A 19,684-nucleotide genomic window follows, 5' to 3' on the forward strand; every position below is an offset into this window, starting at 1 on the left:
CCCTCGTCCTCAGCCGACGCCGAGCACGTAGAGCCATAGGGCGATGGTGAACAGGCCGAGCACGGTGGACAGCGAGACCGCGCTCGCGCTGGTATGCACCCCGACCCCGTAGCGCTGGGCCAGCAGATAGGCATTGATGCCGCACGGCATCGCCGCGAACAGCACCGCCACCCCGGCCCAGACCGGCGGCATGGGCAGCACCAAAGTGAGCAGATACACCAGCAGGGGATGGATGATCAGCTTCATGAAGGAGATGAAGGTGCTCGGCCCGATATCGCCGGAAATGCCGTAGCGGTTCAGCGCCAGCCCGAGCGAGACCAGGGCGCAGGGCGAGGCGGAGGCGGCCATGAGATCGAGGATCTGCTTGATGACGCCGGTGGTCTGGATGTCCAGCACCCGCCCGAGCCCGCCGGCATAGATGCCGATCAGGATGGGATTGAAGGCGAGCGTGCGCACGAGCCGCTTGCCGGTGGCCCAGGTCAGGCCGGAGCCGCCCTCGGCCAGCACGGTCGCCGCCACCAGCATGATCGGCAGGTGGATGGCGATCAAAAGGAACAGCGGCACCGCGCCTTCCTCGCCATAGGCTTTCAGGATCAGCGGCACGCCGAGAAAGACCGTATTGGCCTGCCCGGCCGAGAAGCCGTGGATCACCGCTTCCGTATGGCTGCGGTGGAACACATAGCGCGCCACCCCCATGGCGATGCCGAACACGACGAAGGCGCCGGTGAAATAGGCGATCCAATAGCCCCAGGGCTGAGCATCCGGCATCTTGGATTCGCTCAGGGTCTTGAAGATCAGGATCGGCACGGCGAGGCCGAACACATATTCGGCCAGGCCGTCGGACGCCTTGTCCGAAATCAGCCGGGTTTTTGCGGCCGCAAATCCCATCGCCACGATGCCGAACACCGGCAGGATGACGATGGCGATATCGGCGATGATGCTGCCCATGCCCAGTCCGTCAGGCCGCGACGCCGGCGGCGCGGCGCTGGGCGGGAGTGCGCTGGGCGGCAAGGCGCTTGGCGAGAGGCACGACACGTTCGCACAGCGCATCGCGCACGCCCACCATGGCCTGCATGCGGGCCTCGAGCCGGTCCGCGATCGCCTGCGGCGCGCGGAACAGCAATTCCACGCTGATGCAATCCTCCAGGCGTGCCACGTCGAGATGATCGGGCAGCACGTTATGGATGACGAAGGGTTCGAGGAGGCGCAGGAGCACGTTGGACTCGGGTTCGGCCTCAAGCACGAGGCGATACGTCGCGTCGCCGGCCGGCGCGCAGCAAGGGGAAGTCATGGAAGTCTATTCCGAAGAAGGAAGAAGAAGCAGGATGCGCGTTATCGTGCCCGGCCGATGAGATCGACCGGGCGGAGAATTCGCAGCATCGCCGCACCGGCACGCCGGTTCTTGCTCTCCGAAAAAGACATGGCGCCAAACTAGGCGGGCAGGTCCATGGCGTCAACGGTGCGGCCGGGCGCGAAAGCGTGCGAACGCGCGGGCGTGCCGAGGCGCGGGCAACACAAAGCTTTGAGATTGCTTGCCTTGGCGCGGGGCCGTCTGCGCTGTAAGCTTATCTGGCGCCGGCAGCCATGCCGGGAGAGGGACGCCGGGCGAGGGACGCCGGAGACAGGGACGGTACCGTGCCATGACGAGAATGAGCGAGGGAGCAAGCGGCGGCGATTGGACGTCCGCGGTGCCGCACGCCGTGTCTGCGCCGCGTGCGGGCGCATTCGGCGGACAGTCGGTTGCGCTTGCGGCCGTGCTCATGGTCGCGGTGGCGCTTTTCGCCGGGGCGGGGCTGCTGTGGATGGTGCACGGGCCCGCGGTTTTCCTCGACATGCTGGCCAACGGCTTCGGCGGATGCCTGTGAGCGTGCGCCGGCCGGTCGTCGAGGCCCGGCATGGAGTTGGGCGCGGCGGCGCACGCCATGTCCAACCGGTGCGCATCGCGATCCTGCGCCCATCGGTCCGATGGACCTTGGGCCTTGGCACGCCTAATCAGTGCGCACCCAGGAGGGGATCGACATTCAATGGCATGGCGTATCTTCAAGGCGCCTCGCGGCACATGCGTGCGATTGTCTTGCTTTCACCGTTCGTCATGGCCGGGCTGGTCCCGGCCATCCACGCCGGGTCGCCCGCGCGGGCCTTGAAAAGCCGGTGCTGCTGCAACAGCGTCAAGCCGTGAATGTCGATCGGGCCTAATCCTTGCCGGTCCGCCCTTTTCGAGCCGGATCCATCCGCGCCCTGCCCATATGCGCAGGATCACATCCGCCCGTGTGCCACGCGCTTGCCCGGCATCGCGCGCCGGGCCTGAAACGAGGTCGTCATGTCCCCCCGCACCAAGATTTTCGTCCTGTTCGCGAGCTTTCTCGCGGGCGCAGCGATCCTGGTGGCCGTGACCACCGCCCTGCTGCCCGGGCGGCAGCAAAATCCGGTCGCCACCCTCGCCACCATCGGCGGGCCGTTCCAGCTTGTGGACCAGACCGGCGCGCCGGTGACGCAGGATGCGCTGAAGGGCAAGCCCTCGCTGATCTTCTTCGGCTTCACCCATTGCCCGGACGTGTGCCCGACCGCCTTGTTCGAAATATCCGAGGTGTTCGGCGCGCTGGGCCCGGATGCGGACAAGCTCCAGGCCTATTTCATCACGGTCGACCCCGAGCGGGATTCGCCGGAGGTGATGAAATCCTATCTGTCCAGCTTCTCCCCCCAATTGAAGGGCCTCACCGGCACGCCCGAGCAGGTGGATGTGGTGAAGCGCGCCTATCGCGTCTATTCCAAGAAGGTGCCGCTGGAAGGCGACGACTACACCATGGACCATACCGCGGTGGTCTATCTGATGGACAAGACCGGGGCGTTCGTCGCGCCGTTCAATCTCAAGCGGCCACCGGCCGAGGCGGCGGCCGACCTGCGGCGTTTCCTGTGATCTGATCCTGATGCGTTCCCGAGGCGCCGGGCCGTTCGCGCCGGCGGGCGGAGATGCCGTGCTCGGTCTTGTTCCATTGATGCGGCGCGCGGATCAGCTCCACCAGCGCCAGCACCGTGGCGAGCGACAGCAGCAGCCAATAGAGCGGCAGCAGGGGCAGCACAAAGGCGCTGGCGAGCAGGCCGCGCCGCCGCGCCCCGCAGAGCGCCAGCACCGCCGCCCCGCCATAGCCGAGCGCGAGATTGGTGTAGCTGAGCGCCGAGATCAGCAGTTCCGAGAAATTGGAAACCGTGCCGCCCAGGGCGCCGCGTGCCAGGTCCCAGCACAGCACCGCCACGCACAGGGGATGCAGCAGCGCGGCTATGAACGGAAAGGCGAGAAGCAGGATCGCCCCCGCCGTCTGGCCCGCGCCGAGCTCGCGCACCAGGCGGCGCGGATCGCGCCCGTGCACCAGCAGCGTCTGCGCCCAGCCCTTCATCCAGCGCGTGCGCTGCCGCAGCCAGGTGCGCACATGCACCGGGGCTTCCTCATGGGTGGTGGAGGCGATCACCTCGGTGTGCCAGCCCTTGCGGGCCAGGCGCAGGCCGAGATCGGCGTCTTCCGTCACATTATGGGGGTCCCACGCCCCCACCCCTTCCAGCACGCTGCGGCGGAAATGGTTCGAGGTGCCGCCGAGCGGCATCGGCAGGCCGAAGGCCGCGACGGCGGGCAGGATAACGTCGAACTGCGCGGCATATTCCAGCGCGAATTGCCGGCTGATCCAGCTGTCGCCGCCATTGTCGATGGCGAGGCGCGCCTGGACGCAGGCGAGGCGGGGCCCGCCCTTCTGGAACGCGGCGAGCGCGGCGCGCAATTGCCCCGGCTCTGGACTATCCTCGGCATCATAGACCACCAGGAACTGGCCGCGCGCGAACGGCAGGGCGGCGTTCAGTGCCTTGGGCTTGGTGCGCGGGCCGATGGCGGGCACGGGGATGATCTCGAACCACGCCGGCAGCGCCATGCGCTTGAGGGCCTCGCGGGTCTGCCGGTCGTCCTCCTCCACCACCAGCTTGATGTCCAGCTTCTCGGGCGGATAGTCCAGCGCCGCCAGGGCGGCGACGAGGCGCGGCAGCACCGCCGCTTCCCGGTAGAGCGGCACCATCACGGTATAGATCGGCAAATGATGGTCGCCGAGCCGGCACGCGCCGTCGGGCTCGGCGGTGACGAAGCAGGCCGCGAGGCGCAGGGCGATCGCGCCGAGGAACATGATCGAAAGCACGGCCTGGAGGGCCAGGAAAGTCGTCTGCGGGCTAGCGAGGAAGCCGGTCGCGAGCAGCACCGCCGCGAGCAGCACCGGGCCCGCCAGGATGCGCGCCGGTGAGATCAAAGCCGCGGAAAAGTGCGGCATGCGCCGGCGCAGATCGAAGGTGGCCTGCCGCGTCAGCGCCGGCCCCGCGTGCCGGGCGAGATAGGCGCGCAGGCGCTCGGGAGCGAGGATGGAGGTGCGGGCGGCAAGGCCGGGATCCTGCGCCACCGCGCGCGCCAACCGCCGCGCCCCGTGTCCGCGCGGGCACAAGGTGAAAACGGCGCCGCGCAGGGGATCTTCCTGCGCCAGCATGCCGGTGCGCAGGGCGCCGCGAACGCCGTCCGCATCGAGCGGCAGGCGGCGCGGCAGCACCGCGCGCGGCAGGCCGAGATGGTCGGCGAGGGCCGCGCTGGCGGCATCCGGATCGATCAGGCCGGCGGCGATCAGCACCTCGTCGCCGCCGACGCCAAGATGGCGCGCGCGCGCGAGCGCGGCAGCGAGGGTTGCGTCTGGCAGGAGGCCGCGCAATGCGGCGAGTTCCGGCGGCAGGCGGATGACGCCGGGCGCGCGCCCTCGTGCGTCCGCTCGTGCGTTCGCTTGCCCGCTCCCTTGCCCGTCCCCTCGTTCCCCCTCTTGCGTCTGCGGCCATCCCGGCGCAAATCCGTCCTGCGCATGCCGATCATGCGCGTGGGCCAAATGGCTTGGCGCGTCCTTGCCCACCCAGAGTTCCCCCCGCAGCCCCCTGCAACTGGCAGAACGGTACGATGAAACAGAAGCAAGGGCCAGTCTCTGCAACCTGTGATATTTTGGGCGTTCTGCTGCTGTTCGCGATGCTGCTGTGGCCCGCGGCGGCGGTGCGTGCGCAGACCGCGAGCCCCCCGGCCCGCGCCGGGGCGCTGGTGCCGAGCTTCTGGAATCCCGAGCGGCGGGTCGAGCGGCCCGATGCCTCGCGCCTGCCGAGCAATCTGCGCTTCCTGACCACGGACGATTATCCGCCCTTCAATTTCGTCTCGTCGGATGGGACCCTTATGGGGTTCCACGTGGATCTGGCGCGCGCCATCTGCGCGGAACTCGCCATTTCCTGCACCATCCAGGCGGTGCCGTTCGACACGCTGCTGGACAGCCTCGACCAGAACAAGGCGGATGCGGCCATCGCCGGGATTGCCGCGAACCCCGCAAGCCGCCAGCGCGCGGATTTCACCGAGCGCTATCTTGGCACGCCGGCCCGCTTCGTCGCGCGCAAAGGGCAGGGCCTTGCCGAGGCGACGCCGGAACAGGTGGCGAACAAGAGCGTGGCCGTGGTCGCCGGCACGGCGCACGAAGCCTATCTGCGCGCGTTCTTCAACGAGGCCGCGATCCGCCCCTATCCCGATGCCCAGGCCGCCCGCGAGGCGCTGCGCACCGGAAAGGTGGACCTGCTGTTCGGCGATGCCATCGGCCTTGCGCTGTGGCTGAACGGTTCGTCCTCGCAAGGCTGCTGCGCCTTTACCGGGGGACCGTTCACCGAGAGCCGCTATTTCGGCGACGGGCTCGCGGTGGCGGTGAAATCCGGTAACGATCAGGTGCGCCGGGCCATCGATTATGCGCTCCAGCGGCTGTGGGAGAAGGGCGTTTACACCGATCTTTATCTGCGCTGGTTCCCGGTGGGGCTTTATTAGAGCTGCGCGGCGCGGCCTTTTGCGGCAAGGGGCGGCGGCGGATCCGGCGGGCGGCGTCCCGGCCTTCCGTAAGGGGCGTTGACGCGAGCGTGTAATGCATCCGGCGCGGAACGGGCTTCACATGCGGGGCATGCTTCATGGGTCATGGAGACCTTCATGTTCCGCTGCCTTCAGGGCCAGATGCCCACCCTTTCCCCCATTACCGCCCGCTCTCTCGTGCCGGCGCTTTCCCTCTTGCCCGTGCTGTCCGTGGCGCTCACGCTGCTCGCCGTCCCGGCGCTCGCCCAGCAGCCGCCCGTGTCCATCGTCCGCGGCACGATCCTCGCCGTGGAGGGACACGACCTCACGCTGGACACCAAGGACGGCGCGACCAAGGTGGCCCTTGCCGACAACACCGTGCTGACCGGGGTCAACAAGATCACCCTCGCGGACATCAAGCCCGATGCCTATGTGGGCGTCGTTTCCGTGCCCGCGCCGGACGGCCTGGATCATGCCGTCTCGATCCATGTCTTCCCGCCCGAGCAGCGCGGCACCGGCGAGGGCTCGCGGCCGTGGGACCGGCCCGGAAGCACCATGACCAATGCCGCCGTCGCGCAAGAGGTGACCGCCAAGGACGGCGAGATGCTCACCCTCAAATACGGATCCGGGGAAAAGAAGGTGCTGGTGACGCCGGAAACCTCGCTGGTTCGCTTCGAGCCCGGTGCCACCACCGCCGAGCTGAAGCCGGGTGTGAAAGTGATGGCCTTCACCAACGGGCCCGCCGCAGGCGAACGGCAGGTGCGCCGCCTGCTGGTGGTGCGCGGGGATTTCATTCCCGCGCTGTGAGCGTTCGTCCCGCTCCGGCGGCATGCAAGCGCAGAGGTGCCGATGCGCGAACATCGGCGCTTCCCTCCGGCGGCGTCGCGCACTAGTGTCCGCGCCTTCCCGCACTGCGCGCCCACCGGAGACCCGTCATGAGCCTGGCGCCCGCCCCGAACGATACCCTTGCCGCCGAACTGCATGCGTTCGCCGAAACCGCGACCGCCTGGCCGTTCGAGGAAGCGCGCAAGATCGTCGCGCGGCTGAAACGCCAGCCCAAGGACGAAGTGCTGTTCGAGACCGGATACGGCCCCTCGGGCCTGCCGCACATCGGCACCTTCGGCGAGGTGGCGCGCACCACCATGGTGCGCCACGCCTTCCGCGTGCTGACCGAAGACAAGATCAAGACCCGCCTGCTGTGCTTTTCCGACGACATGGACGGCATGCGCAAGATCCCGGAAAACGTGCCGGATCGCGCCGCGCTGGAACCCTATCTCCAGATGCCGCTGACCGCCGTGCCCAATCCGTTCGGCGGGGATTTCGCGAGCTTCGGCGACCACAACAACACCATGCTGCGGCGCTTCCTGGACACGTTCGGCTTCGATTACGAATTCGCCAGCGCGACTGAGTATTACAAGTCCGGCAAGCTGGACGCGGTGCTGCTGCGCGCGGCGGAGAAGTATGACGCCATCATGGCGGTGATGCTGCCGACGCTCGGCGAGGAGCGCCAGGCCACCTACAGCCCGTTCCTGCCCATCTCGCCGGTGAGCGGGCGGGTGCTCTACGTGCCGCTCAAGGCGGTGGACGCCAAGGCCGGCACCATCACCTTCACCGATGAAGATGGGGTGGACAAGACCGTTCCGGTCACCGGCGGCCATGTGAAATTGCAGTGGAAGCCGGATTTCGGCGCCCGCTGGGCCGCGCTCGGCGTCGATTTCGAGATGTTCGGCAAGGACCACCAGACCAATGCGCCGGTCTATGACAAGATCTGCGAGATCCTCGGCGGCACCGCGCCCGAGCATTATGTCTATGAGCTGTTCCTCGACGAGAACGGCCAGAAGATCTCCAAGTCCAAGGGCAACGGCCTCACCATCGACGAATGGCTGACCTACGCCAGCCCGGAGAGCCTCGCGCTCTACATGTTCCAGTCGCCGCGCTCCGCCAAGAAGCTGCATTTCGACGTGATTCCGAAGGCGGTGGACGAATATTTCAGCTTCCTCGGCCGCTATCCGTCCCAGGATTGGAAGAACCGGCTGGGCAATCCGGTGTGGCATATCCATTCCGGCGAGCCGCCGGCGATCGACATGCCGGTGTCCTTCACCATGCTGCTGAACCTCGCCTCGGCCTCCAATACCGAGGACGAGAGCGTGCTGTGGGGCTTTCTGAACCGCCATGTGCACGGCGTGTCGGCGCAGACCCATCCCAAGCTCGCCGAGCTGGTGGGTTATGCGGTGAAGTATTTCCATAGCTTCGTGAAGCCGAACAAGGTCTACCGCACCCCCGATGCGGTGGAGCGCGAAGCCCTGGAAGCCCTCGACGCCGCGCTCGCGGCGCTGCCCGCCGAGGCCACAGCCGACGACATCCAGACCGCGCTCTATGACGTGGCGCGCCCCATTCCGCGCTATCAGGACCTGAAAGCCAAGGGCGCCACGCCGGAACGGCCGGGCGTTTCGGTGCAATGGTTCAACACGCTCTACCAGGTGTTGCTGGGGCTGGAGAAAGGCCCGCGCTTCGGCTCGTTCGTGGAGATCTACGGCGTTCCCGAGACGCGGGCGCTGATCAAAGAGAAGCTGGGATAGTCCCCGCCGCCCATGTCTCCAGAGCCGGATCGCCCTCCAGGCGCGGCGCACGAAACCAACGTACGGTGCGCAAGGCTTAGTTTGCCTCTGCCGTGCGGCCGACCTTGCTCAAGGTAAAGTTGGCCGTTGTCACGGTCGGCCCGCCCGGCTCCACCGCATCTCGTACGGTGAAGGTGAATTTACCTTGCCCTGCATTGCGGATGATCATGGTGGCATGGCTGTCGCCATTGACCGGCTTCGGCCATTTCACCGCGAGCACCAGGGAATCGCCCGCCCGTACGCCGTTCAACGCTGCCGGCGCATCGCCCTCTGTGATGTAGACGCCGCTATAGCGCTTTGTCGCCGGATCGAATTGCAAATCGGCGGACAATGTGCGGCTGAGGATCAACGCGCTGCATTTCCCGCCAAGAGAAAGCGAGCGTGCGCCGGTGCCGCCATTGGCTGCGCACTCCAGGGGAACGCTGAGGGCTCGGGCCGTGGGTTTCAACGAGCCCGCGCCCGACCATGCGCCTTCGAAGCGCGCCAAAAAGTCGGCTTCGTCCGCCCGCGCCGGAACTGCCAGCGCCGATGTCGTGAGAAGCGCCGCAGCGAGCGGCGCCCATATGCGCATGCGCATGGTTCGCCTCCCAAGATTATGAATTTATGAGCTGCATGAGGTCAACGCGCTGCGCCCCGCCCTGTTCCCCAATAAGGCCTTTCATTGCACGTCGTTTGTAGTAAGATAATATTAATTACGATTTTCAGTTGTTATATGGAGAGCCGTCATGTCGCTGCGCTTGGGGGACGTGGTTCCCGATTTCACCGCCCAGACCACCGAAGGTCCGGTGCGCTTTCATGAATGGCTCGGGGACTCCTGGGGCATCCTGTTCTCGCACCCCAAGAATTTCACGCCGGTCTGCACCACCGAGCTGGGCCAGGTGGCGCATCTGAAGGGCGAGTTCGACACGCGCAACGTGAAGGTCATCGGCCTCTCCGTCGATACGTTGGAAAACCACCCGCAATGGGTGGGCGACATCGCGGACGCCACCGGCGCGCAGCTGAATTTTCCGCTGATCGCCGACAGCGATAAGACTGTCTCCGGCCTCTATGACCTGATCCACCCCAATGCCAGCGACACCGCGACCGTGCGCGCGGTGTTCATCATCGGGCCGGACAAGAAGCTGAAGCTGACCCTGACCTATCCCGCCAGCACCGGCCGCAATTTTCAGGAAATCCTGCGGGTGCTGGATTCGCTGCAACTCACCTCCCAGCATTCGGTCGCAACCCCAGCGGACTGGAAGCAGGGCGAGGATGTCATCATCGTCCCTTCGGTGTCCGATGCGGCGGCGAAGGAGAAGTTTCCCGAGGGCTGGAAGACGGTGAAGCCCTATCTGCGGGTGGTGCGCCAGCCAGGCAGCTGAGCGGGGTTCGATTCCTTAACTCCGGGGCGGGAACCTGTTCCCACCCCCTCGGCACAGCGCGGGAACAGGTTCCCGCGGTTCGGCGGCGCGTGCTAAATGAGCGCCTGTGCCGATCCGGGAGTGCGCCATGGCCGAGGGAAACAACCAGCTCACCCGCTTCTTCGGCGGCTCGCCCGCTTTGGTCCTGGTGCGGCTGATCGTGCTTTCCGTGGTGGTGGGGGTGATTCTCGCCGCCCTCGGGCTCGATCCGCGCAATTTGCTCTCCAGCCTGCGGCATCTGGTGGAAAATCTCTTCACCTTCGGCTTCGACGCGTTCGAGCGCTTGTGGCGCTATTTCTTGCTGGGCGCGGTCATCGTCTTCCCCTTGTGGCTGATCCTGCGCCTCGTGCGCGGCAGCCGCTGAACCCGCGAAGGTGCCGCGCGGGGAAAGCTGGATCATGAGTTCCGTTGAAATCCAGTCGCCGCCCCGCGCGGGCGCGCCGCTTCCCGATGAGGCGCCGCGCCCGGTGGAGGTCTCGCACCGCCGGGTGCTGGCGATCGCCTTGCCCATGACCATTGCCCATCTCACCACGCCGCTGCTGGGCGTGGTGGATACGGCGGTCGTGGGGCGGCTCGGCGATGCGGCGCTCATGGGCGGGGTGGCGCTGGGCGCGGTGATCTTCGATTTCCTGTTCTGGGGCTTCGGGTTCCTGCGCATGGGCACGGTGGGCCTCGCCGCCCAGGCGCTGGGGCAGGGCGATGCGCAGGAGACGCGCGCGGTCGCGGCGCGGGCGCTGCTTTTGGCGCTGGCCTGCGGGCTCGCCCTCATCCTGCTGCAATGGCCCATCGGCCTCGGCGCGCGGGCGCTGGCCGGGGCAAGCCCGGCGGTGGATGCGGCGGTGGCGGCCTATTTCCACATCCGCATCTGGGCGGCGCCGTTCTCGCTCGCCAATTATGCGCTGGTGGGCTGGCTCACCGGCATCGGCCGCACGGGACACGCGCTGGCGCTCCAGGTGGGCATCAGCCTCGTAAACATGGCGGCGACCGTGACCCTGGTGCTGGGGCTCGGCTGGGGTGTCGCGGGCTCGGCGGCGGGAACGCTTCTGGCGGAAGCCCTTGGCGCCATTGCGGGACTATTGCTGTGCGCGCGCCTGCTGAAGTTCCGCCTCGCGGTGCCGCAAGCGGTGCTGTTTGACCGCGCGCGGCTGATGGCGACCTTCGTGCTCAACCGCGACATCATGATCCGCACCGCCGCGCTTCTGGCCGGCTTCAGCTTTTTCGCGGCCCAGGGCGCGCGGGCGGGCGACGTGGTGCTGGCCGCCAATGCCCTGCTGAACAACATGATTCTCCTGGCCGCCTATTTCCTCGACGGGTTCGCCACCGCCGCCGAGCAGATTTGCGGGCAGGCGGTGGGCGCGCGCAACCGGCCGGCCTTCGGGCGGGCGGTGCGCCTCGTGCTGATGTGGGGCTTCGGCTTCGCGCTGTGCGCCTGCGCGCTCTATCTTGTGGCCGGGCCGGCGATCGTCGATCTCATGACCACCAGCCCCCAGGTGCGTGTGGCGGCGCGCGAATTCCTGATCTTCGCGGCGATTTTGCCGGTGGTCGGGGTGGCGGCCTATGCGTTCGACGGCATCTATATCGGCGCGCTCTGGTCGCGCGACATGCGCAACCTCATGCTGCTGTCGCTCGCTTTGTATCTCGGGTCGTTCCTTGTGCTGCGCCCGCTTGGAAACGAAGGGCTCTGGCTCGCCTTCCTGGTGTTCCTCGGGGCGCGCGGCACCCTTCAGGCCCTGCGCCTGCCGGCCCTGCTGAACCGCACGTTTGCGCGCTAGGAGCGATCGAGATTCGCGGATGAACGGGCCGTCCTGTCCCTCCCCCCTTGCGGGGGAGGGGGACCGGCATCGCTAAGCTGCACGTTTTCCGCTTAAGTTTAAGACGCTTCAACTGGGAATATATGCTTCCCATCGGCGCCGAGGGGCAGCGGGCGCACCCAGGCAACGGCGGAAAGGGGGAGTGCGGCATAAAGATGGGGAAAAAGGGCGCCGCCGCGTGAGACTTCCCACTTCAGCGCTTCCCCGAGCTTCCCCGCCTCCACCGCGACCAGAAATAAATTCTCCTGTCCTGAGAAGTGCTTGGCGGCGGTCTCCCGGGCCTGGGCGGCGGTCGAGAAATGGATATAGCCGTCGGCAAGGTCCACCGGCGCGCCGTCGAAACGGCCGGCGGCTTCCGCAACGCTCCACAAGCTGGTGGAACAGATCTTGAAGATGAGGCGGTCACGTTGGATCATGCTGCCATGTAGCGCGCAGACGGTCGGCGCGCCAGCCAAGATCTCGCCCGGTTCCCCTGACGAATCGGACTTAATTCCTGGACTTTCGTAACTTTTGCACTTATTTTCCTAGTGTTCGGGTGTCTTTCGGTAAAAGTCTGGTTTCGAAATTGTTCCGTCAAGTCGGTTCCAGGCGAGGTGGAAGGAAATACCTCCTTTCGCCTCGGATGCGGATCGTTTTGCGTCCACGGGATGCGCATGCTCACTCATGGTCAAGTCTGGGGCGCCCTCGACCGCCTCGCCGCGCAGCATGGCCTTTCCGCTTCGGCGCTCGCCAAGCGGGCGGGGCTGGATTCGACCGCCTTCAACCGGTCGAAGCGGATCACGCCGGACGGGCGGCCGCGCTGGCCTTCCACCGAGAGCCTCGCCAAGGTGCTCGCCGCCACCGGCTCCAGCATCGATGATTTCACCGCTTTGCTGGACGGCAACGGGGAAGCGGCGCTGCGCCATTCGGGCTTGGCCGAAGATCCCCTTCCCCCGCCCCGCCCGGCCCGCACCATTCCGCGCATCGGCTTCGCCCAGGCGGGCAAGGGCGGCTTTTTCGACGATGCCGGCTTCCCGGTGGGGGGGGGATGGGACGAGCTGCTGTTTCCCGAGGTGGGCGACGAGCATGCCTATGCCCTGGAGATTTCCGGCGATTCCATGCAGCCGCTGTATCGCGAGGGGGATATCGTCATCGTCTCCCCCGCCGCCACGCCGCGCCGGGGCGACCGGGTGGTGGTGAAGACCCGCGACGGCGAGGTGCTGGCCAAGGAACTGGTGCGCATGACCCCGCGCACCGTGGACCTGCGCTCGCTCAATCGCGAATATGAGGACCGCCATATCCCCGCCGCCGAAGTGCTGTGGGTGGCCCGCATAATCTGGGCGACGCAATAGCCTCGTCCCGTCGCCGGCCTATCCCTCCGCCCCGAGCAGCTTTTCCAGCGTCTCCAGGCGGTCGGCCTCGCGCGGCGGCTTGTCCCAGCGCAGGCGGGCGATGCGGGGAAAGCGCATGGCGATGCCCGAGCGGTGGCGGGTGGAGCGGGCGAGCCCCTCGAAGGCGATCTCCAGCACCAGCCCGGCGTCCGGCTCGTGCAGCACCTCGCGCACCGGGCCGAAGCGGTTCACTGTCGCCTCACGAACGAATTTGTCGATCGCCAGCAATTCCTCATCGGTGAAGCCGAAATAGGCCTTGCCCACGGGCACCAGGGTGTCCACCCCCTCGGCTTGCGTCCACACCCCGAAGGTATAGTCGGAATAATAGGACGAGCGCTTGCCGTGGCCGCGCTGGGCATACATCAGCACCGCATCCACCGTGTGGGGATCGCGCTTCCATTTCCACCAGGGACCCTTGGGCCGGCCGGGCAGATAAAGGCTATCGGCGCGCTTCAGCATCACCCCTTCCACCGCTTCCGCATCCACCCCGGCGCCGGCGGAAGCCGGATCCGCGCGGGCGGCGGCGAGCGCCTCCCAGCTCGCGAACGGCACCAAGGGGGAAAGATCGAGCCGGGACGCGGCGGTGCGCGCGATCAGCGCCGCGAGGCGGGCGCGGCGCGCGGCGAAGGGCTGTTCGCGCAGGTCTTCGCCTGCCTCCACCAGCAAATCATAGGCGCGCATATGGGCGGGATAATCCCGCAGCATCTTGGGCGTGACGGTTTTGCGGTTCAGCCGCTGCTGGAGCACGTTGAAGGATTGCACCCGCCCCTCGCGCACCACCAGCAATTCCCCATCCATCGCGCCCTCGAAATCGAGCGCGTCCACGAGGTCGGGAAAGGCGGGCGAGATGTCCTCGCCGGTGCGGGAATAGAGCCGCACGATCCTTTCCCCCTCGGGCGAAACCCCGGCCACCGCCTGGATGCGGATGCCGTCCCATTTCCATTCGGCGGCGAAGGTGGAAGGATCGAGGGCGGTAAAATCGCTCTCCTCGATCGCGTGGGAGAGCATCACCGGGCGGAACGGGGCGGGATCGAGGTTTTCCGGGCGCGGCGCGCGGCCTTCCACCCAGGCGAACAGATCGAGATAAGGCGAGGCGAGGCCCGGCCACACCAGCTCCACCTCGTCGGGCGCAAGACCGCCCAGCGTGGCCACGGCGGTCTTGGCGAGCCGCGCGGAAGCGCCGACCCGCAGCGCGCCGGTGATCAGCTTCAGCAGCGCCCAGCGGCCGGTATCGTCCAGCCCGTCCAGCCAGTCGGCGAGCTGGCCGGGCAAGGCGCGCTTGGGCAAGGTTTCCAGGCCGTGGACGATTTCCGAGAGCAAAGGCGCATGGTCCGGCGGCGCCGCGCCCTCGGGCAAGGGCCACATGAGGGCGACGGTCTCGGACAGGTCGCCCACATAATCATAGGACATGGCGAACAGCACCGGGTCCGCCCGCTCCTGGATCAGCGCGCGCACGAGCCCCGGCTTGGCATTGGTGAAGGAGAGCGCGCCGGTAAGCGCGGCGAGCGCGATGCCGCGCTCCGGATCCGGCGTGGTGGCGAAATAATCCGCCATCAGGCGGATCTTGGCGTTGCGGCCGCTCTCATAGGCGAGGCGATCCAGCAAGGCGGCGAAGCGGTTCATGGCGTCGCCTCCGGTGGGGAAGCGGGCGCGGGCGCGGCGGGCGGGGCCTCGTTCTCCTCCTCGCCATAGCCCACCATGTGGAGCGGCCGGGCGCGCAATTGCCGGGTCATGGCCCAATGCACCAGCGCATCCTCGGCGCCGTGGGTCACCCACACTTCCTCGCAGCCGGTGGCGGAAATGGCGGCGGTGAGGCCGTCCCAGTCCGCATGGTCGGAAATCACCAAAGGCAATTCGATGCCGCGCTGGCGGGCGCGGGCGCGCACCCGCATCCAGCCCGAGGCAAAAGCGGTGACGGGGTCGGGAAAATTGCGCGACCAGATGTCGGTAATCGAGGTGGGCGGGGCGATCACCACCGCGCCGGCGAAATCGGCTTTCTTCGCTTCCTTCGCAAGGCGGATGTCGCCGAGCGGAATGCCGCACGCCTGATAATAGGCGCTGATCTTCTCCAGCGCGCCATGGATGTAGATGGGGGCGGAATGCCCCGCCGCGCGCAGCAGCGCCATGACGCGCTGTGCCTTGCCGAGCGAATAGGCGCCGACGATGTGCGCGCGCTCGGGAAATACATGCAGCGAATTCATCAGCTTGGCGGTCTCAGTGGCGGCATCGGGATGGCGGAACACCGGCAGGCCGAAGGTCGCCTCCGAGATGAACACATGGCAGCGCACCGGCACGAACGTGGCGCAGGTGGGATCGCGCGCATCCTTGTAATCGCCCGAGGCGACGATGGTGCAGCCGCGCCAGGAGAGTTCGAATTGCGCCGAGCCCAGCACATGGCCGGCGGGATGGGCGGTGACGGTGACGCCGCCGATCTCGACGCTCTCCCCATAGGCGATGGCCTGGGTCGCCCCGGCGAAATTGGCGCCGTAGCGAATCGCCATCAGGTCCAGCGTCTCGCGGGTGGCGAGCACATGGCCGTGGCCCGCGCGGGCATGGTCGGAATGGCCGTGGGTGATGAGCGCGCGCGGCACGGCGCGCGTTGGATCAATGAAGAAATCCCCTTTGGGACAATAAAGCCCACCCGGGGCAGGGTGCAGAAGTTCGTCCGGACGCATGGTTGTCGGTTATATGGGGTGGAGCGCCGAAGGCGCGAGGGTGCGGCGCTTGGTTTCCGGGCGTCGCCTTCAGGGGGAGTCCGCTTCAAGGTGTCGATCTTTCCCGTTCCCCTGTCCGGCGATCCGGCGCTGCATCGCCGGCTCGATTGGGCGCGCGCCTATCTCGACGATGGCGAGGCGCAGGTTGCGGGCGACATGCTGGCCGACCTCGTCGCCGAGGCGCCGCATTTCATCGCCGCCTGGTTCCTGCTGGGCGAGGCGCGCGCGGCGGCCGGCGATGGCGCCGGCGCGATCGAGGCCTATGAGAACGTGCTTGCGCGCGATGACGCCGACATGCTCGGCGCCGGCCTGCGGCTGGCGCGGCTCGGCGCGCGCGGGGTGGGGGACGCCATGTCGCCCGCCTTCGTGCGCACCTTGTTCGATCAATATGCCCCGCGCTTCGACACCGCCCTGCGCGAGGGCCTCGCCTATCGCGGGCCCGAGGTGCTGGACGCGGCGGTGCGGACCGCCTGCACGGCCGCCGGCGTGCCGCCGCATTTTCATCGCGCGATCGATCTCGGCTGCGGCACCGGGCTCGCCGCGCCGGTGTTCGCGCCGATGGTGGAGGCGCTGGTCGGCGTGGATCTCTCCCCGGCCATGATCGAGAAGGCGCGGCACCTCGGCCTTTATGCCGCCCTTGAGGCGGGCGAGATGGTGGCCTTCCTTAAGGGCCAGCCGGCGGGCGGGGCGGACCTTGTGCTGGCGGCGGACGCGCTGTGCTATCTCGGCACGCTGGAGGGCGTGTTCCACGCGGCGGCACGCGCGCTCGCGCCCGCCAGCTGGCTCGCCTTCACCCTGGAGACCCATGACGGGGCGGGAATGATCCTGCGCGATACCCTGCGCTATGCCCATGGCCGCGCCCATGTGGCGGATACGCTGACGACGGCGGGGTTCGTGCCCTCGGTACTGGATCCGGTTTCCACCCGCACCGAAAAGGGCGTTCCGGTGCCGGGGCTGGTGTGCGTGGCGCGGCGCGCCCCCCTTTCACCCTGCGCGTCCCCCTCACCCTAGCCCTCTCCCCGGCGGGGAGAGGGGATGCGATGGGGCGGATTGGGAGGGTTTCGCGCTTTCCCTCAAGCGCCGGCCTTTCCCCCGTCCCGCCATGCCCCCTCTCCCCGCCGGGGAGAGCGTTGGGGTGAGGAGAGCGTTGGGGTGAGGGGAACAAGCAAGCTCAGTCCAGCGCCAGCTGGAACGGCTCGCCGGCCATGCAGTCGCGCCCGCGGCCGATGGCGGAAATCGCCCGGATCATGCGGCCGTTGCGGTTGAGCGCGGCATCGCCCAGCGATACGATCTTGGCATTGGGCGTGGCGGTGGGCGAAGCGGAGCGCAGGCGCACCGCCAGTTCGAATTCGTCGCGATGGGGCAGCAGCGCGCACACCGTGACATAAGCCGCAGCCGTGGACCGCGAGACCCCGGCATAGCAATGGATGACCAGCGGCGCGGAGCGCGGCCAGGCGCGCACGAACTCCAGCAGCTCGTTCATATGCGCCTCGCCGGGCGTCACCATGCCCTCGACCTCGCTGACGATGTCGTTGATGGAGAGGAACAGATGGTTCGCGGCGTCCACATTGTTGGGGCGCGTCAGCAGGGTCTCGCGGCCGACCAGCGTGATGATGTAGCGCGCGCCGGTTTCTTCCACCGTCTCGTGCAGCTTTGCGAGGGAGCAGACATGGATCATGGCGTTAGCTCCGCGAACCGGGTGAGGAACCGTTCCTTGGCGGTTTCAGCCGGCCAAGGGGTGAGATAATCCTTCTCCGCCTCCGCGTCGAGGCGGATCGGGCGGCCGAAGAAGGCGCGCGCCTCCGGGGCCGCGAAGCCGGCAAGATGGGTCGCTTCCAGATAGGCGGACGCGCGGTCGGCGGTTTTGACGATCCGCGTCAGGGCCTGCGGCCATTCCGGCGGCAGGCCGAAGCGCAGGCTGATGGCAGCCAGCAGGCGCGCTTCCACCGCCTTGTAGTCGCCGCCGATCATGGCCTTGAAGGGCGAGATCATGTCGCCGATCACATATTCCGGCGCATCGTGCAGCAACACCGCGCGCCGCCAGCGCAGATCCATGTCGCCGACCGCGCGGCGGGCGAGCTTTTCGGTCAGCAGGGAATGCTGGGCCACGGAAAAGATGTTCGCCCCGCGCGTCTGCCCGTTCCAGCGCGCCACGCGGGCAAGGCCGTGGGCGATATCCTCGATCTCGATGTCGAGCGGCGAGGGGTTCAGCAGGTCCAGCCGCCGGCCGGACAGCATGCGCTGCCACGCGCGCGGCGGGTTTTTCGCTTTGGGTAGGGGGCCGGCTCCGGGTCCGGTGGAAATCGCCGCCATGACGAATCGCGTGCTCCTTTGAATCCGAGAAGGTAAGCTTCCTCCAGCCTGGAACAACCCGATGGTTTCCCTTATGGCCGACGCCGTCCGCCCGACCCTCGCCGCCAGCGCCGCCGTGTTTCGCGGCCCGCTGGTCCTGCTCGCCCAGCGCGGCTATGCCCCCGGCAAGGGCCTGTGGAGCCTGCCCGGCGGGCGGGTCGAGCCGGGCGAGACCCTGGCGGAGGCGGCGGCGCGCGAGGTGAGGGAGGAAGTCCAGGTCGAGGCGGACATCATCGGCCTCGCGGCGGCGCTTGATTTCATCTCCCGCGACGCGGACGGCACGCTGACGAGCCATTTCGTGGTGGCGGCCCATGCCGCGCTCTGGCGCGCCGGGGAACCGGTGTTGAGCGACGAGGCGGTGGCGGTGGGCTGGTTCCATCCCGAGGAGGTGGCGGGCCTCGCCACCACCCACGGCCTCGCCGACGTGGTGCATCGCGCCGCGCGTCTGCTGGCCACCGAGGGGGCGACGGCGGAGGGGGTCGCAGAGGGAGCGGCGGCGGATCAGCCGCAGGCCCTGGCGCACGCGCCCTCGTGAGCGCGGCCATCTTGACCGCGCGGGCGCCGCGCGGCACGAGTGGCGCCATGTCGGCTTTCCTCACGTCGCCTTTCCCCGTGCCCCGCTTTCTCCTCGCCCTGCTGCTGGCTGTCGCGCTCGGCGTTTCGGGCGGGTCCGCACGGGCGGCGGACGGCTCGACCCCGCCTTATGAGGGCGACATGCTCAAGCTCGCGGAGCTTCTGGGCGGGCTGCATTATCTGCGTCCGCTGTGCGGCATGACGGCGGAAGGCCAGAGCTGGCGCGTGCAGATGCAGGATCTGCTGGAGGCCGAGCAGCCCTCGGACGAGCGCAGGGCGAAGCTGATCGCGGCCTTCAACCAGGGCTATTCCAGCTATGCCCAGGTCTATCGCGCCTGCACCCCGGCAGCGGCGGCGGCGGTGCAGCGCCAATTGACCGAAGGGGCGAAGCTTGCCCACGACATCGCCGTGCGCTTCGGCGGAAATTGAGCGGGGAAAAGGCGGCTCCTGCCGGTGCGGCGGTTAACCTTTCGTTTAGAAGTTCCGCGACGGCGCCCCGGAACGTGGTAGGTATTCGTGCCGCCCCGGCCATGGGGCGCGGCGCGGAGGCCTCTCTTGTCCAGCACGACCCTTCCTCATCAGGACATCGCCGAACTGGGCTCGGACGAGCGCCATGTCGCCTTCAGCTATCTCGACGATGCCTGGACCGAGGCCCTGCGCGACGGGCTGGATGAGGATTGCCTGGTGCAGGCGGCCCTGTTCACGGCCCTGCGCACGCTGGTCGCTGTTTATGGCGAGGAAGCCTGCGCCACCTATGTGGAGGGCCTCGCCGGCCGCATCCGCAAGGGCGAATATACCATCATCGGCCAGCGCCAATAAGGCGGGGAGCCGGGCGCGCGCCCAAGTCCGCAGCGCTTGCCCGGCTAAGCCTCTCCATCGCTCTCCCGCCCCCTCCCCAGCCCTCCCCCGCAAGCGGGAGAGGGGGCGATCTGGCGGGGGCTGGGAGGAGCGCTCCATCCGTAAGCGCG

22 protein-coding genes are annotated in these 19,684 nt (G+C 67.8%); 13 read left to right on the forward strand and 9 right to left on the reverse strand.

Annotated features, from left to right (window positions below; translation table 11 throughout):
• Positions 1–9: 9 nt before the first annotated feature.
• Entirely contained in the window at positions 10–948 is a 939-nt protein-coding gene (locus V5G24_RS01975) for an AEC family transporter (protein ID WP_394079031.1), read from the reverse strand.
• Positions 949–958: 10 nt separating this feature from the next.
• Positions 959–1,291 (reverse strand): hypothetical protein, encoded by a 333-nt coding sequence (locus V5G24_RS01980; RefSeq protein WP_394079033.1) that lies wholly within the window; start codon positions 1,289–1,291, stop codon positions 959–961.
• A 358-nt stretch (positions 1,292–1,649) separates the two neighbouring features.
• Between V5G24_RS01980 and V5G24_RS01985 the strand changes: the two genes are divergently transcribed.
• Positions 1,650–1,865: a hypothetical protein gene (locus tag V5G24_RS01985; RefSeq protein ID WP_394079035.1), complete on the forward strand. Its 216-nt coding sequence runs from the start codon at positions 1,650–1,652 to the stop codon at positions 1,863–1,865.
• 455 nt (positions 1,866–2,320) lie between these two features.
• Positions 2,321–2,917 carry an SCO family protein gene (locus V5G24_RS01990; RefSeq protein ID WP_394079037.1) on the forward strand — a complete coding sequence of 199 codons (597 nt, stop codon included), beginning with the start codon at positions 2,321–2,323 and terminating at the stop codon, positions 2,915–2,917.
• Here the strand turns inward: V5G24_RS01990 and V5G24_RS01995 are convergent.
• A complete protein-coding gene (locus V5G24_RS01995) occupies positions 2,868–4,730 on the reverse strand; it encodes a glycosyltransferase (RefSeq protein WP_394079039.1) in 1,863 nt (620 codons plus the stop codon). The genes V5G24_RS01990 and V5G24_RS01995 overlap by 50 nt on opposite strands.
• A 236-nt stretch (positions 4,731–4,966) precedes the next feature.
• On the opposite strand from V5G24_RS01995, the gene V5G24_RS02000 reads away from it, so the two are divergent.
• From V5G24_RS02000 to V5G24_RS02010, 3 genes are all read left to right on the forward strand, one after another.
• On the forward strand, positions 4,967–5,860 hold the full coding sequence (locus tag V5G24_RS02000; protein ID WP_394079041.1) for a transporter substrate-binding domain-containing protein: 894 nt from the start codon (positions 4,967–4,969) through the stop codon (positions 5,858–5,860).
• Between the two features lie 156 nt (positions 5,861–6,016).
• Positions 6,017–6,685 (forward strand): hypothetical protein, encoded by a 669-nt coding sequence (locus tag V5G24_RS02005; RefSeq protein WP_394079043.1) that lies wholly within the window; start codon positions 6,017–6,019, stop codon positions 6,683–6,685.
• A gap of 128 nt (positions 6,686–6,813) precedes the next feature.
• Complete coding sequence (locus tag V5G24_RS02010) at positions 6,814–8,457, forward strand: lysine--tRNA ligase (protein WP_394079044.1); 1,644 nt, start codon at positions 6,814–6,816, stop codon at positions 8,455–8,457.
• A gap of 76 nt (positions 8,458–8,533) precedes the next feature.
• Here V5G24_RS02010 and V5G24_RS02015 read toward each other — a convergent pair whose 3' ends face one another.
• Entirely contained in the window at positions 8,534–9,073 is a 540-nt protein-coding gene (locus V5G24_RS02015) for a hypothetical protein (protein ID WP_509292279.1), read from the reverse strand.
• Positions 9,074–9,221: 148 nt separating this feature from the next.
• On the opposite strand from V5G24_RS02015, the gene V5G24_RS02020 reads away from it, so the two are divergent.
• From V5G24_RS02020 to V5G24_RS02030, 3 genes are all read left to right on the forward strand, one after another.
• The gene (locus V5G24_RS02020; protein ID WP_394079048.1) at positions 9,222–9,857 is read left to right on the forward strand and encodes a peroxiredoxin; all 636 of its coding nucleotides are present in this window, start codon (positions 9,222–9,224) and stop codon (positions 9,855–9,857) included.
• A 127-nt stretch (positions 9,858–9,984) separates the two neighbouring features.
• Positions 9,985–10,260 (forward strand): DUF6460 domain-containing protein, encoded by a 276-nt coding sequence (locus V5G24_RS02025; RefSeq protein WP_394043684.1) that lies wholly within the window; start codon positions 9,985–9,987, stop codon positions 10,258–10,260.
• Positions 10,261–10,294: 34 nt separating this feature from the next.
• Positions 10,295–11,668: an MATE family efflux transporter gene (locus V5G24_RS02030; protein WP_394079050.1), complete on the forward strand. Its 1,374-nt coding sequence runs from the start codon at positions 10,295–10,297 to the stop codon at positions 11,666–11,668.
• Positions 11,669–11,766: 98 nt separating this feature from the next.
• Here the strand turns inward: V5G24_RS02030 and V5G24_RS02035 are convergent, their stop codons facing one another.
• Positions 11,767–12,123 (reverse strand): DUF952 domain-containing protein, encoded by a 357-nt coding sequence (locus V5G24_RS02035; RefSeq protein ID WP_394079052.1) that lies wholly within the window; start codon positions 12,121–12,123, stop codon positions 11,767–11,769.
• A 237-nt stretch (positions 12,124–12,360) separates the two neighbouring features.
• Between V5G24_RS02035 and V5G24_RS02040 the strand changes: the two genes are divergently transcribed.
• Positions 12,361–13,038 carry a S24 family peptidase gene (locus V5G24_RS02040; protein WP_394079054.1) on the forward strand — a complete coding sequence of 226 codons (678 nt, stop codon included), beginning with the start codon at positions 12,361–12,363 and terminating at the stop codon, positions 13,036–13,038.
• An 18-nt stretch (positions 13,039–13,056) separates the two neighbouring features.
• Here V5G24_RS02040 and V5G24_RS02045 read toward each other — a convergent pair whose 3' ends face one another.
• The gene (locus V5G24_RS02045) at positions 13,057–14,700 is read right to left on the reverse strand and encodes a cisplatin damage response ATP-dependent DNA ligase (RefSeq protein WP_394079056.1); all 1,644 of its coding nucleotides are present in this window, start codon (positions 14,698–14,700) and stop codon (positions 13,057–13,059) included.
• Entirely contained in the window at positions 14,697–15,752 is a 1,056-nt protein-coding gene (locus V5G24_RS02050) for a ligase-associated DNA damage response exonuclease (RefSeq protein WP_394079058.1), read from the reverse strand. The genes V5G24_RS02045 and V5G24_RS02050 overlap by 4 nt, the downstream gene beginning before the upstream one ends.
• A 90-nt stretch (positions 15,753–15,842) precedes the next feature.
• Here V5G24_RS02050 and V5G24_RS02055 point away from each other — a divergent pair, with 90 nt between their 5' ends.
• Entirely contained in the window at positions 15,843–16,802 is a 960-nt protein-coding gene (locus V5G24_RS02055; protein ID WP_394079060.1) for a class I SAM-dependent DNA methyltransferase, read from the forward strand.
• A gap of 160 nt (positions 16,803–16,962) precedes the next feature.
• Here the strand turns inward: V5G24_RS02055 and V5G24_RS02060 are convergent, their stop codons facing one another.
• Positions 16,963–17,469: a tyrosine phosphatase family protein gene (locus V5G24_RS02060; protein ID WP_394079062.1), complete on the reverse strand. Its 507-nt coding sequence runs from the start codon at positions 17,467–17,469 to the stop codon at positions 16,963–16,965.
• Positions 17,466–18,104, reverse strand: coding sequence for an HD domain-containing protein (locus V5G24_RS02065; protein WP_394079064.1), 639 nt, complete (start codon positions 18,102–18,104; stop codon positions 17,466–17,468). The genes V5G24_RS02060 and V5G24_RS02065 overlap by 4 nt, the downstream gene beginning before the upstream one ends.
• A gap of 61 nt (positions 18,105–18,165) precedes the next feature.
• On the opposite strand from V5G24_RS02065, the gene V5G24_RS02070 reads away from it, so the two are divergent.
• From V5G24_RS02070 to V5G24_RS02080, 3 genes are all read left to right on the forward strand, one after another.
• On the forward strand, positions 18,166–18,678 hold the full coding sequence (locus V5G24_RS02070) for an NUDIX hydrolase (RefSeq protein WP_394079066.1): 513 nt from the start codon (positions 18,166–18,168) through the stop codon (positions 18,676–18,678).
• 47 nt (positions 18,679–18,725) lie between these two features.
• The gene (locus V5G24_RS02075) at positions 18,726–19,145 is read left to right on the forward strand and encodes a TIGR02301 family protein (RefSeq protein ID WP_394079068.1); all 420 of its coding nucleotides are present in this window, start codon (positions 18,726–18,728) and stop codon (positions 19,143–19,145) included.
• Positions 19,146–19,271: 126 nt separating this feature from the next.
• Positions 19,272–19,535: a hypothetical protein gene (locus tag V5G24_RS02080; protein WP_394079070.1), complete on the forward strand. Its 264-nt coding sequence runs from the start codon at positions 19,272–19,274 to the stop codon at positions 19,533–19,535.
• Positions 19,536–19,684 lie beyond the last annotated feature (149 nt).

The organism is Roseixanthobacter finlandensis, from assembly GCF_043195105.2.
Lineage (GTDB): Bacteria > Pseudomonadota > Alphaproteobacteria > Rhizobiales > Xanthobacteraceae > NCEH01.